The 14,324-nt window shown below is 46.4% G+C and carries 15 protein-coding genes; 2 read left to right on the top strand and 13 right to left on the bottom strand.

Annotated elements, in window-relative coordinates; translation table 11 throughout:
- Nucleotides 1-4: 4 nt before the first annotated feature.
- The gene (locus GT1_RS12270; protein ID WP_188398953.1) at nucleotides 5-1,186 is read right to left on the bottom strand and encodes a benzoate/H(+) symporter BenE family transporter; all 1,182 of its coding nucleotides are present in this window, start codon (nucleotides 1,184-1,186) and stop codon (nucleotides 5-7) included.
- Between the two features lie 165 nt (nucleotides 1,187-1,351).
- Between GT1_RS12270 and GT1_RS12275 the strand changes: the two genes are divergently transcribed.
- Nucleotides 1,352-1,591, top strand: a complete 240-nt coding sequence (locus GT1_RS12275; RefSeq protein ID WP_188398955.1) for a hypothetical protein — start codon at nucleotides 1,352-1,354, stop codon at nucleotides 1,589-1,591.
- A gap of 54 nt (nucleotides 1,592-1,645) precedes the next feature.
- Here GT1_RS12275 and GT1_RS12280 read toward each other — a convergent pair whose 3' ends face one another.
- From GT1_RS12280 to GT1_RS12300, 5 genes are all read right to left on the bottom strand, one after another.
- Nucleotides 1,646-2,926, bottom strand: a complete 1,281-nt coding sequence (locus GT1_RS12280; RefSeq protein ID WP_188399019.1) for a hemolysin family protein — start codon at nucleotides 2,924-2,926, stop codon at nucleotides 1,646-1,648.
- A 601-nt stretch (nucleotides 2,927-3,527) separates the two neighbouring features.
- Complete coding sequence (locus GT1_RS12285) at nucleotides 3,528-4,121, bottom strand: rubrerythrin family protein (protein ID WP_188398957.1); 594 nt, start codon at nucleotides 4,119-4,121, stop codon at nucleotides 3,528-3,530.
- Nucleotides 4,122-4,224: 103 nt separating this feature from the next.
- Nucleotides 4,225-5,841: a DHA2 family efflux MFS transporter permease subunit gene (locus GT1_RS12290; RefSeq protein ID WP_188398959.1), complete on the bottom strand. Its 1,617-nt coding sequence runs from the start codon at nucleotides 5,839-5,841 to the stop codon at nucleotides 4,225-4,227.
- Between the two features lie 13 nt (nucleotides 5,842-5,854).
- The gene (locus GT1_RS12295) at nucleotides 5,855-6,883 is read right to left on the bottom strand and encodes an HlyD family secretion protein (protein WP_188398961.1); all 1,029 of its coding nucleotides are present in this window, start codon (nucleotides 6,881-6,883) and stop codon (nucleotides 5,855-5,857) included.
- Between the two features lie 101 nt (nucleotides 6,884-6,984).
- Entirely contained in the window at nucleotides 6,985-7,494 is a 510-nt protein-coding gene (locus GT1_RS12300; protein ID WP_188398963.1) for a MarR family transcriptional regulator, read from the bottom strand.
- A 178-nt stretch (nucleotides 7,495-7,672) separates the two neighbouring features.
- On the opposite strand from GT1_RS12300, the gene GT1_RS12305 reads away from it, so the two are divergent.
- Nucleotides 7,673-8,254 (top strand): cyclase family protein, encoded by a 582-nt coding sequence (locus GT1_RS12305; protein WP_188398965.1) that lies wholly within the window; start codon nucleotides 7,673-7,675, stop codon nucleotides 8,252-8,254.
- A 426-nt stretch (nucleotides 8,255-8,680) separates the two neighbouring features.
- Here GT1_RS12305 and GT1_RS22760 read toward each other — a convergent pair whose 3' ends face one another.
- The 7 genes from GT1_RS22760 to GT1_RS12330 all read right to left on the bottom strand — a co-directional run bounded on the left by GT1_RS22760 (nucleotide 8,681) and on the right by GT1_RS12330 (nucleotide 14,313).
- Entirely contained in the window at nucleotides 8,681-8,833 is a 153-nt protein-coding gene (locus GT1_RS22760) for a DUF6440 family protein (protein WP_223226212.1), read from the bottom strand.
- 183 nt (nucleotides 8,834-9,016) lie between these two features.
- Nucleotides 9,017-9,205 (bottom strand): conjugal transfer protein, encoded by a 189-nt coding sequence (locus GT1_RS12310; protein ID WP_075756787.1) that lies wholly within the window; start codon nucleotides 9,203-9,205, stop codon nucleotides 9,017-9,019.
- A gap of 17 nt (nucleotides 9,206-9,222) precedes the next feature.
- Nucleotides 9,223-11,142 carry a magnesium-translocating P-type ATPase gene (mgtA, locus tag GT1_RS12315; protein ID WP_376742006.1) on the bottom strand — a complete coding sequence of 640 codons (1,920 nt, stop codon included), beginning with the start codon at nucleotides 11,140-11,142 and terminating at the stop codon, nucleotides 9,223-9,225.
- Nucleotides 11,028-11,981 carry a cation-transporting P-type ATPase gene (locus GT1_RS22765; RefSeq protein WP_223226213.1) on the bottom strand — a complete coding sequence of 318 codons (954 nt, stop codon included), beginning with the start codon at nucleotides 11,979-11,981 and terminating at the stop codon, nucleotides 11,028-11,030. Before GT1_RS22765 ends, mgtA begins: the two co-directional genes overlap by 115 nt.
- 618 nt (nucleotides 11,982-12,599) lie before the next feature.
- On the bottom strand, nucleotides 12,600-12,998 hold the full coding sequence (locus GT1_RS12320; protein WP_188398967.1) for a multidrug efflux SMR transporter: 399 nt from the start codon (nucleotides 12,996-12,998) through the stop codon (nucleotides 12,600-12,602).
- Nucleotides 12,995-13,360 (bottom strand): EamA family transporter, encoded by a 366-nt coding sequence (locus GT1_RS12325; RefSeq protein ID WP_223226214.1) that lies wholly within the window; start codon nucleotides 13,358-13,360, stop codon nucleotides 12,995-12,997. Before GT1_RS12325 ends, GT1_RS12320 begins: the two co-directional genes overlap by 4 nt.
- Entirely contained in the window at nucleotides 13,357-14,313 is a 957-nt protein-coding gene (locus tag GT1_RS12330; RefSeq protein WP_223226215.1) for a carboxylesterase, read from the bottom strand. Before GT1_RS12330 ends, GT1_RS12325 begins: the two co-directional genes overlap by 4 nt.
- Between the last annotated feature and the right edge of the window lie 11 nt (nucleotides 14,314-14,324).

Genomic DNA, 14,324 nt, shown 5'->3' on the forward strand with positions numbered 1-14,324 from the left:
ATCTTCAACTCTTTTCAACATACCGGGCAATGATAGTCCCGGCAAGCAATGACCATACCGGAGCGCTAATATTTAAAATTGTAATATTAGCCAGAGCAATCATAAAGGCAAAAGTTACACTAAGTTTCATCGATGGCCGGGAAAAACTAATTTGCAGGCTGTTTATATAGACGCCAAGCAAGGCAAAACCACCCAGGATTCCAATAAAAGCACTCGGCAAAGCCTGAATCCAGGGAACAAACTTCCACGCAAACAATCCAAAAATAAGAATAATGCTGCCGGAAACAACTGCCCCCATATAACGCGCTTTCTTTGGACCTGCTTCTTCAGCAGCACAGATCGCAGTCATCATTCCTCCGATATTCGCAGACTGACCGCCAAAAATACCGGCAATAACTGAAAAGATACCACTCAAAGTAACAATTCGATTAACCGGGGGATGATAATCATTTTGCTCTAAAGCTCCAAGCCCCACAGCGCAATCATTGCTTAAAATAAGTAATGCCAAGGGAACCGCAACCGAGAGGAAACTAGCCAAGCCAAACTCCGGAACTTGAGCTTGGGGAAATATAAAATCGGTCGCCATTCCTGTATTGCCAAAATTATGGGACAAAAGCAAGAGGATGCTCCCGGTTATAATTGCTGCTAATATCGGCGGAATTCGCGTATTGGCTTTGCTGAAAAACAAAAAAGCCAGTAAGGCACCGCCGCCAACCAACAGGAATTGGCTGGTAGACACAATAAAATTTATCATATATTTAGTAACCATTCCGGCCAGCATCGCTGAAATAATCTCTTTGGGAACATAATCCAATAATTTAGAAAAAGTACCCAACGTCCCTACCGCCAGTATTAATAAACCGGATAAAAGATAAGCGCCGATAAGCTCCGAATAAGTAAATTGACTGGTAACTGTGGCTAAAAAGGCTACTCCGGTAATGGAATGAGCCCCTACGATCGGCATGCGATAGCGCAGCGGCAAAATAATACCAAAAATCCCACCGCCAACATATATCGCAAAAAACCAGAGTATCGTTTGATAGGTTGAAAAATTCCCATTCACCGCCGCCTCTAAAATAATGGCTGGCGGACCGGCGATGGCTAATAATGAAGTAACAATTCCTGCTGCCATATTTCTTGGATTTAAATCGCGTAAAGGGTTACCCCTCTCCGCCTGAGTAACCATCTTAAAAACGTTCAGATATATTCCCCCCAGAACATTAAAGCATATGTTGTCTCTGCTTAAGTTTCCCCGTATATTCTAACTGGCAGAGAATATCTTCTCCAACTTTGGTTATACATCCTCCTGTATCGTAATTATATAAGGCATACTGTTCAAATACAAGCAACTATGAAAATTGAAGCCGCCAATCGTTCTGCGGCAGCAAAGATTTACACCGGCTACCGCAATGCCTTCCTCAAAACCATCAACGGCACTCTGACGAAAGATTTGCTGATCCGTGACGAGGATGTACAGGTTCTGAACGATCAAGAATTCACAAAAAACGAACGTGTCACAAAACGTTTTTTAAAACAGTATTTGTGGCACGCTCCAACAACCTATTGCCATATTGTATTTTCAAGATTTTAACCCTGCAGCTGTGTTGCTTATTGCCGTCTCATAGCCTTCCGGCTCTGTCACGGATTAATCTGTCAATTCCGCCTCAGCAGCAAGCTTACGCACCAGCACCCGGGTAATCCGCATGTTATCCACTTCCTCAACTACGAACGCATATTCGTCATAATCGACCTGCTGACCAATCCGAGGCGGCATCTCTACTCGAACCGTCATCCAACCGCCAATCGTATCAACAACCCCTGTATCCAAGTCCATTTCAAACACTTCATTAACTTCGTCAATGAGCAAACGCCCATCCACTGAATGAACATTATCCGCCCGCATCTCGACAACCGGCCGCTCTTCATCAAACTCATCCTGGATTTCACCGACAATTTCCTCCAGAATATCCTCGACCGTCACCAAACCGGCTGTACCGCCATATTCATCAATCACAAGCGCAATTTGCGCCTGATTCTTTTGCATCAGCTTGAGCAAGCTACTGATCGGCATCGTTTCCGGTATAGCCATAATATTTCGTGTTATTTCCCTTAACGCAGGAGTCTCGCCCTTAGCCAGCGCCGCCAGCAAATCCTTGATATGAACAAAACCGATAATATTGTCTTTATCCGGGTCACAAACCGGATAACGGGTAAGTTGCTCGTCCAAAGCCTTTTCCAGGTTGACGGCAAATGGGTCCTCGGCATAAAGACAAACCATATCGGTGCGGGGGATCATAACTTCATTCACATGCCTTTCGGCAAAATCAAAAATATTATCGACATACGTAAGTTCTGTCTGATTAATATATCCCTGCTGATGGCTTTCTTCCATCAAAATTCGGATTTCTTCCTCCGTATGGGCAGCTTCATGCTCACTTGCCACTTCAATGCCTACTGCCCGTAAAATCCGGTTGGCAATACTATTTAATACCCAAATTATCGGAAACATCAACTTATAAAATGCGATGAGCGGCACCGACGTCCAGATGGCTACACTGTCGGCCTTTTGAATAGCCAGCGACTTCGGCGCCAATTCACCCAGAATAATATGCAACGCAGTGATGATCGAAAAGGCAATAGCAAAGGCAATAGTGTGAATTATTGCTCCCGATAAGCCGAAGTCTGCCAGCACCGGCTCAATCAAACGGGCGATCGCCGGTTCGCCAATCCAGCCTAAGCCTAGCGATGCCAGGGTAATTCCAAGCTGACAGGCCGATAAATAGGCATCCAGATTATCAACTAACCGTTTCGCATATTTCGCCCGTGTATTCCCTTCCTGCAGCAGCGTATCAATACGTGTACTGCGTACCTTTACCATGGCGAATTCTGCAGCAACAAAAAAGCCGTTTAGCAGCACTAAAAACATAACCAGAAAAATATTCCATACAACCAATGTTGTATCCAATAAAGCCCAAACTCTCCCTATATTCAGGGAGAATTGGTTCACCTCCTCTTTTTATAAAAGCCTTTTATTACAAGTTTTCAAACTACACCTCAAGTTCAAAAGAGGGAGTTGCCTTGGCGACTCCCTCTCCTGTCAGCATCCCTGCCGCTTAGCCAATTTCTGCAATTTGTCCGCCCGCCGGGCGGTAGCAGGGTGCACACTAGATTCGTATTGATGTTTATTATACCGATAATGCCTGCCCTTTACAAATCTCCTGTCAGGTTCAGTCAAGCAGCCTGAGACCCTCAGCCGGGAATCCGGCATTCTGGATTGCCGCCTGTCACGCTGGCTCTCTCGGGCTTCGTCAAGCTCGCTTTTTCATAGCTGACCAGCTGGCAATGACATTCTGTTCACCCGCAGTTCGCCAGATTAGACTACCGTTTTATATGGCATATCATTCGGGATAATTATGCACAAAGGTACTAATAAGAGGGCCGGTGATTGCCGCACTGATGGACAAAAACGGAAAATACGGCCTTCCCTGTATTGGACAGGAAGGGCCGCATGATATGAAGTAACGCTTTTATTTTCCAAATGGCGAATCGTCCCGGCGGACAAAAAATCCCTGATTATGATTGCAAGCCGGACAGATTTGCGGTGCTCCGGTACCTTTATGGATATGGCCACAGTTTAGGCAGATATATTCGGTGGGAGTTCCGTTTTCAAATAGTTTATTGGTTTGCATCAGCTGTGCATACTGAGCAAAACGCTGGCTATGTACTTTTTCAATCTCTGCGATCAGGTAAAAAGAGTTTGCTATATTGGAAAATCCTTCCTCTTTAGCCTTGTCGCCAAAAGATTTATAAATCGTCTCATACTCGGCAGCTTCGTGCTTGGCAGACAGCTGCAAAAGCTCCAGGATGTTATCCGAATTATCGATAGGATAGTTGGCAGTCAGTGAGATTTCCTGCCCATGGAACTCTTTTAAGTGATTATAGAATACCTCAGCATGTTCCTTTTCCTGATTACCGGTGTAATGGAAAAGCCAGTATAAGACCTGAAGGTTTTGTTTTTTTGACTGTCCTGCGGCAAATTCGTAGCGCCGCCACGCTTGGCATTCACCGGCAAAAGCCCGTAAAAGGTTCTCCTTGGTAACGCTGTCCTTTAGTGCAACCATTCTCTTCCTCCTAATTTTGTATATTTATTTAGTAGTATTACCAAATTTCTCTGGTTTATAAGAAAAAAGGAATGAATGGTAACCCTCATAAGACAGCATAAATTTATTTTGACACAGCCTTCGGTTTCACTTTGCCGCTCCGTAATAATACGGCAGGAATCACCATAAAAATACAGGCCACCAGTAGAACAACAAAAACATCGTCAAAAGCGAAGATGACCGACTGGCGCTGTACTAAGCCGCTGATCATTGCCATAGCCTTATGCTGAACAATGCCCGGGGAATAGCCGGCTTGCAGCCACACATTATCAAGATAGGTAAACATATGCTGGATTGCTCCCGGAGGAGTCCCCGCCTCCCTGAGCAGTTTTTCCATTCCCACCAGAGTATTCTTTGTGGCAATGGATGTCACGTTGATGTTTTCGGCATTGTGGGCCAGATGGTAGATTCCCCTGTTTTGCATGAGTGTCGACATTATCGCTATGCCAAAAGAACCGGCCAGCTGACGAACAGTATTGCTAAGAGAACTTGCCCGGCTGATCTTGGCCAAGGGCACTGAGTTCATGCCCAGCACCGTCACCGTCATGAGAAACAGTCCGAAGCCGATGCCGCGTAGAATCATGCCGATGGTAATCGTTAGATATGTGGTATCCATGTCCAGATACATAAAGGGTACCATACTGACAATCACGAAACCGATGCCGGTGATGACCACCGGCTTTGCGCCAAACCGGTCGGCCAAGGCGGCCGCTAGCGGCATGACCAGGCCGGAGGCGACAGCCGAAGGCAGCATAAGAATACCTGACTGCATTGCCGAATAATCCCGCACATTCTCGAAATAAAGCGGAAAGAGGAAAATAGTACTAAATAGTGCGCCATACCCCATGAAGTTAACCACCGAGCTAAAGAAAAAATTCCAGTCAGTCAATAACCGCAAATCGATAATTGGCTGTTCGTGATTCAGTTCGATCACGACAAACAAGGTCAGACTGGCAACAGCGATGTAGAGCAAACTGAGAATATAGGCTGACGTCCAGCCTTCCTCCACGCCTTTGCTCAGTGCCAACAGCAGGCAAAACAGCCCTACGGCGGACGTAACAAACCCACCCAGATCAAATTTGTTCCCGCGCTGTACCGGCGTTTCCTGCAGCACCAGTGCCGCAGCAAGATAGCCGATGATTCCCACTGGAATATTGATGGTAAAAATCAGCCGCCAGTCCCAGTACTCCACCAGGTAACCGCTCAGTGTCGGGCCGACCGCCGGTGCTACCATAGCCGATATACCCCAGATACCGATGGCCATGTTTCTTTCCTGAATCGGGAAAATCCGATATACGATGGTCATGGTGACCGGAATGATTGTCCCGCCGCCGATGGCCTGGATCACCCTAAAAATAATCATCGACTCATTACTCCAGGCCATACCGCAGAGTAATGATCCCACGGTAAACACCATCAGGCTAATCAAATACATGCGTCGTGTCCCGAAGGCATCACAAAAGTAGCCGGTTACCGGCTGCAGCACGCCCATGGTCAGCATATAAGCGGTCAATATCCACTGGGCATCCTCCGAATTAACAGAAAAAACCGCCATCATCTTGGGGATGGCAATATTGACAATGCTGGTATCTAAAATACTCATGAATCCGCCGATGCTAATGACACCCAGCGCCCACCAGCGGTAACGCGCCTCAGAGAGTGCCAAGCGAGGAATATTCACACTGCCACCCCCGTCAGTCCAAATGGACTTTGACGATCACCGACATTCCGGGGCGGAAAACAACATCTGGATTTTCGGGCAGACTGATCTTAATCGGAATGCGTTGAGTAACCTTGGTGTAATTATTCGACGCATTCTCGGTAGGAATGAGGGCAAACACCGAAGTCGCAGTGTTGCCGATTTCATAGATCTTACCGCTAAATGTCCGGCCCGGGTATCCGTCTATGGTATATTGCACCAATTGACCAACTTTGAGCTTACCGATGTAGGTCTCTTCAATCCGGGCATTGACCCACAGATCCTTGATGTTGACAACGTTGAACAGCGGCTGCCCCATGACCACCACTTCTCCGACATTGGCCGACTTAAGAGCCACCACCCCGTCAACCGGGGAAATGATAGTGGTATCACCATAAGTCAGATTATGTACTGCCAGGGCAGCCTCAGCCTGCTTTACCTGGAACTCAGCCGCCCGTATAGTTTCCTCACGGGCACCGGTTATCGCCAGGTCCAGCGCCTGGCTGGCAGCCTTATACGCCTCTTTGGTTACTTGGTAAGCCGTTTGGGCATTATCCCGCTGGGAGGCGCTGATCGCCCCGTCAGCGTATAACCTGTCCATCCGCTCATAATTAACTGTCGCATTGTCCAGATTGGCCTTGGCTTGATCGGCGAACGCCCGGGCCTGCTGGATTTCCTGCGGACGGGTACCGTTCACAAGCTGCTCATAGTTGGCTTTCGCCACCGCGAGCGCCGCCTCGGCCTGGGCCTTCTGCGCCAGAATGTCTTGCGGGTCGATGCGGGCCACTGTCTGTCCGGCCTTTACCATATCCCCCTCCGCCACCATTAATTGGGCGACCTTGCCGGTGACCTTGCTGCTAACAGTTACAATCGTACCGCTTACACGCGCATCGTCAGTGCCGACATACCGGGTCGTATAATACCAGTAGCCTCCTCCCGCGAGAATGCCTATCACCACAAATACAACCAACAGACCAATTGTCAGCTTGCGTTTTTTCTCAGTACCAGTTCCATTCTCGCTCATTCCTAGTCCTCCTCATTACTAGTCAGTTAAAACAGGTATTGTCGGTAGTCAGGCACTTCAGAGAAAAAGTTCCTTCCTAATTTAATTCACGAATTTCATAATCATCGCTTTTTAGAACCGGTTGTAGTTCGAATTGCGGCAGTTACATCTGCTAAAAACCTGCTGGCAAATTCTAGTTCATCTTGACTATATGTACTAAAAATTTGCTTAAAAACTTCTTCCGCCTCCTTGTGCGAGATTTCATGAAGTTCAAAAACTTTTCTTCCCAGCGGCTTTAAGCGGTAGTAAATTTCTTTTTGGTTATCTGCCAGGCGATACGCTTCAATCATGTTCTTCTTTATCAGTTTAGTTGCTATCTTGGAAATACCGCCTTTGGTTATATTTAGTTTTTTGGCAATAGCCGTTGTATTGAACATTTCATTGCGTTCAATACAGTCAATGACATGACATTCTGCCAGAGAAACACTTACATTACGCAGTTCTTCATGTCCCTGTTCCTGCAGATTATTTTCTAAAACTTGCTTCTTATATTCTTCCACATCATTAAAATGATACAGTAAGACTTCAAATTGTTTAATTAGTTTCTGAACTCTCTGTTCTTTATTTTGCATACTCAACCCAACTTTTCAGATGTCAATCTTAATTTAATTTTTATTATACAGTATGTAAATATCCAAAGCCAGCATAATTGTTTCCATGTCAATAAAATTTGGTTGACTCGGAAACAATATCGTTTTATAATAAAATTGTTTCCAAGGAAACCAACATTGTTACAAGGAGCGATGCATAATGAAAATTGATCTGTCAGTTACTGTTACCGAAGAAATTCTACAATTAATGTCAAGTATGACTGCTACTGGTCAAATACCCCCTGTTGTTCAATTCGGACATATCGGCACCCACTTCGACGTGATGAACAAAAAATTTCCGCTGGAGAATACCGAACGAAGAGGAATACTCTTTGATGTCAGCCACGTAAAAGAAAGAGAAATTGAAGCAAGCGATATCAATCTGGACAAAATCACTGAACACGATTTTATTATGTTTTATACCGGCTGCTTACAAGAAAACAAATTCGGAACTGCTGAATATCTCAAAACCCGGCTCGAATTATCTGATACGCTAATAACCGATCTTGTAAACAAAAAGGTAAGCATGATTGGCATTGATTTCCCAGGTATTCGTAAGCCTGCCGAACATTTCCGGGCCGACCAGTATTGCGCCGATAACGGAGTCTTTGTTATTGAAAATCTGGCAAATCTGGAAATATTGCTGGCAGCAGCCAAAGGCCAGCCATTTTTAGTGCATACTTATCCGGTCAATTATGAAGGACTGACAGGACTCCCCTGCCGGGTCGTTGCCGAAGTGTAAGACCTCGATGTTAAATATATAACTGAGTTTATCCTGACATTAAAACGCTGTCATCAAAAAACCCGCGAAATTCGCGGGTTGACACCGTATTATCCTATTGTATTTTTTAAGGTTTTAACCTGATGTTTTCTTCCTATGTCTGCGGGAACATCTACCCCATTCCCCACAGCCCATGATCCCAGGCACTGCCTGACTTCACAGGCTGTGTTCTCTTTTCAGCCCAATGCAACACTCCACGTGCACTGAGGTTTCATAAGGCAGGCCACAGCCGCAGCCCAAATAACTGCCAAGATTCCTAAGTTCTTCTCTTGCATTTAAAGTCCCCTCCTGTCCGAAGTACAACCATAACCAACAGAGCGACCTTGCATGCTTGGTATATAGGTCTACAGAGTGCCAATAGGCATGCCGCAATTTGATAAATCTCATTTACAACAGGCATATTGATGTATTGAACCCTCCTGAAACCAACACTTCTGATATCATTAGATATTGTTTTCCGGTTTTTGTATCCTCTAAGATTCTGATCGTATAAACCCGCTCATCTTGCGAGTAGATAACCTTAAACCGTCGGTTTTTCATTCGGATCACCTCACTATTGAATTTGCTCCCATTTAGCAGAAAAACTGACTAATTGGTAATGAACCCAAACACAAGTGCAACACCCAGGCGTACTGCAAAATCATAGATAGCCATACGCCCCCCTTCCCTCCAAATATTACCTCTTAGCACGGTTTTTGAACAAGTGGCTGTTGTAGCGTTATGTCAGCGTTCTTTTTCTCGCTTGTCTACTACCGCCTCAACAGGTTTTTCTTTGGGTTTCATTCTCCAAAATACAACATTCATCACAATCACAATAATCACGCATACAACCATAGAAGCCCAAAAGCCCATATCAATGCCATACCACTGTGTTGTACCAAAAAGATCCATCCAAATATTATTTAAATCCATTGTTAAGCTCCTTTCTTTTAGAGAAGATCACCGTAGTGCCGGACATATGCCTTCTTTATGCTTGTGGCCAGCACCATATACAATATGATGCAGGGAATCAAGTAAGCAAAGTATGCGGCCGGCAGCGGCAGAAATCCGAGCGTTGTTCCAAACGAAGTAAACGGAATGACTGTTACGACTCCAACGCCAATTAAGGTGAGCATCGTAAGCGTGGCGGAAGCGCGGCTCTGGATGAACGGGAGCTTCGGTGTCCGGATCATGTGAATAACCAAGGTTTGGCTCCACATGGATTCAACAAACCATCCGGCTTGGAACAGCGCCACATAATTCGCTTGCATCTGTAGTAACTCTGCGCCGGTAAAGTGACTTGCCAGGTCGTTATATAGAATACCGTTGGACACAAACAGCGGGCAAAAAATAAAGTACATAAATGCATAAGTGGTCCAGTCAAATATGGAACTTGTGGGGCCAAGCCACAGCATGAAACTGCCAACAGAAGACGCATCCCACTTCCGGGGTTCCTTCAGAAACTCCTCGTCTACGTTGTCCCAGGGAATAGACGTGCAGGACAAATCGTAGATCAGGTTGAGAAAGATCAATTGCACGCTCATCATCGGCAGAAACGGAAGCAGGGCGGAGGCTGCCAGTACCGAAAACATATTGCCAAAGTTGGAGGACGCCGTCATCTTGATGTATTTATTCATATTGGCATAGGTCCTGCGGCCCTCAATAATGCCTTCCTCCAACACCATGAGATTCTTTTCCAAAAGGATAATGTCTGCGGATTCCTTCGCAATATCTACCGCAGTATCTACAGAAATGCCAACATCAGCGGACTTCATTGCGGCAGCGTCATTGATACCGTCACCTAGGAAGCCAACGGTGTGCCCGTTATTGCGAAGGACGGTCACGATACGAGCCTTCTGGTCCGGGGAAAGCTTTGCAAACACCTCGGTATGCTCGGCTGCTTTTGCCAGCTCGTCATCATCCATTTTGTCAATATCGGAACCAAGCAGCAGGTTATTGACTCTCAAGCCAACCTGTTTGCAAATAAAGCGGGTTACCTTGTCATTATCTCCGGTCAGAATTTTGGTTCTAACACCATAGTCTTTAAGAGCTTTGATTGCCGCAGAGACGGAATCTTTCGGCGGATCAAGGAAGGCTAGGTATCCGATCAACACCATGTCGTACTCATCTCTTACACCAAATGCCCGAATGGGAGAAGGATTATTTTTTTGGGCAACGGCAATGACCCGCATCCCATCTTCATTAAAACCATCTACCGTTCGCAGGATTTTTTCTTTTAATGCGTCTGTAAGCGGCTCGACTTCGCCCTGATATTCTACAAAGGAGCAGATCGAAAGCATTTCCTCCACGGCGCCTTTGGTGACCATCTGAGTTTTACCGCTTTTATCACTGACTACTATGGATAAACGGCGACGGGTAAAATCAAAGGGAATCTCATCAACTTTTGTATAAGCTTCAGACAAATCGATGAGCCTGGGATCGGAAGCCTCCTCCTCCTCTGTTTTGTGGATGATGGCCAAATCCATCAGATTTTTGTAGCCTGTCTGAAAATAACTGTTCAGGTAGGCGTGGCGAAGTACACGGGTATCTTTATTGCCCATCACGTCCATGTGATACTCCAGTACCACGCGCTCCTGTGTCAATGTGCCGGTTTTGTCCGTGCAAAGAATATCAATGGCACCAAAATTCTGGATGGAATTCAGGTTCTTCACGATGGTCTTCTTTTGCGACATGGTTACAGCGCCTTTTGCCAGGCAAGTAGTGACAATCATCGGCAACATTTCAGGGGTCAGTCCTACTGCAATGGAAATACCAAACAGGAACGCTTCCAGCCAGTCACCTTTGGTAAGCCCGTTAATAACAACACAATAGGCACCATAACGAACATAAACCGGATGAGTACCCAGGATACGGCATTTACCCCCTTGGTAAAGCTGGTTTCAACGGCTTCACTTGCAACTGAAGAAGCCATAGAGCCAAACAGGGTATCGTCACCCACAGAAATAATCACTGCGGTGGCGCTGCCGCTGATCACATTAGTCCCCATGAGCACAATATTGGCATACTCAGTAACGGTATCAACTTGATCCTCACAGACGGTATCCACTTTTTCCACAGGTTCGCTTTCGCCGGTCAGGGCTGATTGGCTGATGAACAAATCTTTTGCCTGGATAATTCTTGCATCCGCAGGAATCATATCACCGGCAGAAAGATGAATGATATCACCAACCACCGCATCGACAAGGGGAAGCTCCTGCCTTTTACCGTCCTGGCGATCAACGGTGAAAGTCGTGGTAATCATGCCCAGGAGTTTTTCAGCAGCATTGCCGGATCTTGACTCTTGGACAAAGCGTAAAGTCCCGGAAATAATAACCATAGTCATGATAATGACGACCGTGCGCAGGCTAACATCCTCCGATGCGTTTTGCATAATCGGCAGGGCAATATCCGTGATAGCAGATACAATAGCAAGACAAAATAGGATTGCCGTAAAGGGGTTGATGAACGCACCTGCCAACTTTTGCGACAGTGTTTTTTTCCTTCCGTGGGTCACCTTATTGTTGCCATAGGACATGCGGCTGGCAACGACCTCATTTTCCGAAAGACCGTCCAGAGAGGTATTAAATTTCCGAAAAACATCTTTTAGCTTATTTGTTGCGGCGAAAACTATTGTTTCGTTGGTCCTATCCCTGCGAGCAAGACTATCTGCGATGTTTCCAACCGCCGCTCTGTTCGGGTTCTTGTTCATGAGTCTATACCTCCTAATTTGATTACGTAGTTCCCTGGAACAGCCAAAAAGGGCATAAAAAAACCATCGCTATTATGCTTCTCCAGCGCATAACCCGTAAGTTGTTTTGCAAAGTTTCTTCGCATTACGGAAATGCAGCTTATAGAGGAATACATAAACGATGGACAAATTTTTTATGGATGAATGGCGATTTTTCTACTATTCCAATAGTCGAATCGCAGCTTCAGTTATAACGAACCTGTTATAACTTCCACACATATTAATTTGCCTGACCGTTTTGGTTTGTCCCCTACAACTGTAACTGTCCACGAACTCTCATCTCCTTCTATTTCTTGGGCAATATAGCGACTCAAAGGTGCTTTATCCTGTAACTACCTTCAGCTGGGATTCCCCCCCACCTGAAACCAAGTTTGCTTTATCAGTATAAATAGAATCAGTACTAAATCCCATGGCTAAACTCTTGCGATTCTCTTGCCAAATAGCAAGAAAAAACGGATTGATTCAGCTGTGCCACAGCAAAAGTCAATCCGTTTTCCTATTCTCTGGCAGTAAACTTATAACCAAATTCTCCAATAGTAAGGATGTATTCCGGCCCATCCGGGTGGGGTAAAAATTAATCTACTCTCCGGTCTTTAGGTCATCCCCCGCAGCTCCCTGCCCTTTCGCCAAACAGACTACACCCAGTAGGATTAAGACGCCGCCCAATACCTTATTGGTTGTCAATGGCTCGTTAAATAGCCAGACGGATAACAGCGTTACACTGGCTATTTCCAAATGCGAAGCGGCAAAAGCAGGACCCACCGGCGCATATTTAAGCAAAGTCATCCAGGTTACGAAAGAGCCGAGATAACCGCCCAAGGCCAGATAAACCCAAACAGTCTCTAATACTCTAAGAAGCCAGACCGTGTCAAGCTCTACAGGCAGAGCTTGCTCGCCGGCATATTTCATACAGATTTGCGTCAGCGTATCAAAGCAAAGCAATACAAAAAAACCTATAAAGTAAAACCGTTTGCTCATTGTCCCCCCAGCCCCACAACGGCTACGCCCACCGAGATCAGTGTCATGCCGGCCAACCGCCAACCGGTAAGCTGTTCACCAAAAAATATCCGGCCAGCTACCATAATAACGACAATATTAATAGAAGCCAACATGACGCCCACCGACAGCGGGACAAGCGATAAAAAAGCTACCCAGCAAACAAACTCGACAATGTAAAACAAGATACCTACCCAGAGCCAGGGCCCCTTAGCCATGTCTTTCCAATGGCTAAGGCCACTGTGCTCAGCGCTTTTGACCGCCGCCGCCTTGAAGGACAATTGTCCGATCGTATCGCAGGTAATGTTGGCCAGCCAGACCAAAAGGGCCAATACGCTCATCATAGCCAATTCCTCCGTTTGCTGAGTCCCTGTAGCAACTCCTGGGGCGGGCGCTCCCGGTATTCAGCAGCTTCAAGCAAGGTTTGAAGCTGGCCGGGCTTGCGTTCATACTGCGCCAATTTTTCTTTTTCCTGCCTGCTGAGTTGTTCGACAAAATAGCGGGCTGTTTCCATGCCAACCTGGCGTCTCTCCTGGTCAATGGTAATCATATGGTAGCTGTCCTCCAGCGCGATCAGACGACTGGGACCGCTGATATGCTCTTTGATATAGATTGCGTTACGGATGCTGGCAATATCATCATCGCGGGCATGGACCAGCAGGGTGGGAATCTTAATTTGGGGAAGATTTACCTTAACCAGGTCCACTAACCGCCACAGCTCGCGCAGCGACCGGCCCGGCGTCCCGGCAAAACCGGCAGCCGCAGGGTCACCGCTTATCATTTGGGCGTGGACTCGCTCGCGCAGCCGCTTGTTTTTGATGCCATAAGGCCAGGCTTCTTCAAAACGGTAACGCTTACCAATATAAGGGAGCCTTAGGACAAGCGGCAGTAAAAAGCTTAGTCTTGGTATGCTCCAGCCATCCCACCATAAGGTAGTAGAATACAGGCTCAAGGCACGAATACGGCCGGGAAAGGTCTGGGCCAGACGCAGGCTGAGCACAGCTCCGGCCGAGATGCCGCCGGCAAAAATGACGTCAGCGTGCTCAGAAAAAGCGAAGAATGCTTCCTCGACACTTTTTGACCAATCCGCCCAGGTTGTCTGTAAAAGCTCAGCTTCCGAGACACAATGTCCGGCCAGGAGCGGGCAAAAAACGGTAAAGCCATAGGCGTTTAAATCTTTAGCTATACCTGACAACTCCGTGGGGGTGCCTGTCAGACCATGGACAAGAATAACGCCGACAAGCCCCCCCGGCCACAATAACCCCATTGTTTTTAGTTGGTCTATTGATATAGTCATTGAATAACTTC

The organism is Sporomusa sp. GT1 (genome assembly GCF_014634905.1).
Taxonomy (GTDB): Bacteria; Bacillota; Negativicutes; order Sporomusales; family Sporomusaceae; genus Sporomusa; species Sporomusa sphaeroides.

Coding starts and splice junctions, on each gene's coding strand:
- GT1_RS12280 (WP_188399019.1), bottom strand. CDS start 2,926: ATGTTTTTAGTGCTGCTAAACGGCTTTTTTGTTGCTGCAGAATTCGCC.
- GT1_RS22765 (WP_223226213.1), bottom strand. CDS start 11,981: ATGAACAAGAACCCGAACAGAGCGGCGGTTGGAAACATCGCAGATAGT.
- GT1_RS12305 (WP_188398965.1), top strand. CDS start 7,673: ATGAAAATTGATCTGTCAGTTACTGTTACCGAAGAAATTCTACAATTA.
- GT1_RS12295 (WP_188398961.1), bottom strand. CDS start 6,883: ATGAGCGAGAATGGAACTGGTACTGAGAAAAAACGCAAGCTGACAATT.
- GT1_RS12270 (WP_188398953.1), bottom strand. CDS start 1,186: ATGGTTACTCAGGCGGAGAGGGGTAACCCTTTACGCGATTTAAATCCA.
- GT1_RS12330 (WP_223226215.1), bottom strand. CDS start 14,313: ATGACTATATCAATAGACCAACTAAAAACAATGGGGTTATTGTGGCCG.
- GT1_RS12300 (WP_188398963.1), bottom strand. CDS start 7,494: ATGCAAAATAAAGAACAGAGAGTTCAGAAACTAATTAAACAATTTGAA.
- GT1_RS12275 (WP_188398955.1), top strand. CDS start 1,352: ATGAAAATTGAAGCCGCCAATCGTTCTGCGGCAGCAAAGATTTACACC.
- GT1_RS12325 (WP_223226214.1), bottom strand. CDS start 13,360: ATGATGAGCGTATTGGCCCTTTTGGTCTGGCTGGCCAACATTACCTGC.
- GT1_RS12310 (WP_075756787.1), bottom strand. CDS start 9,205: ATGGATTTAAATAATATTTGGATGGATCTTTTTGGTACAACACAGTGG.
- GT1_RS12285 (WP_188398957.1), bottom strand. CDS start 4,121: ATGGTTGCACTAAAGGACAGCGTTACCAAGGAGAACCTTTTACGGGCT.
- GT1_RS22760 (WP_223226212.1), bottom strand. CDS start 8,833: ATGAAAAACCGACGGTTTAAGGTTATCTACTCGCAAGATGAGCGGGTT.
- GT1_RS12320 (WP_188398967.1), bottom strand. CDS start 12,998: ATGAGCAAACGGTTTTACTTTATAGGTTTTTTTGTATTGCTTTGCTTT.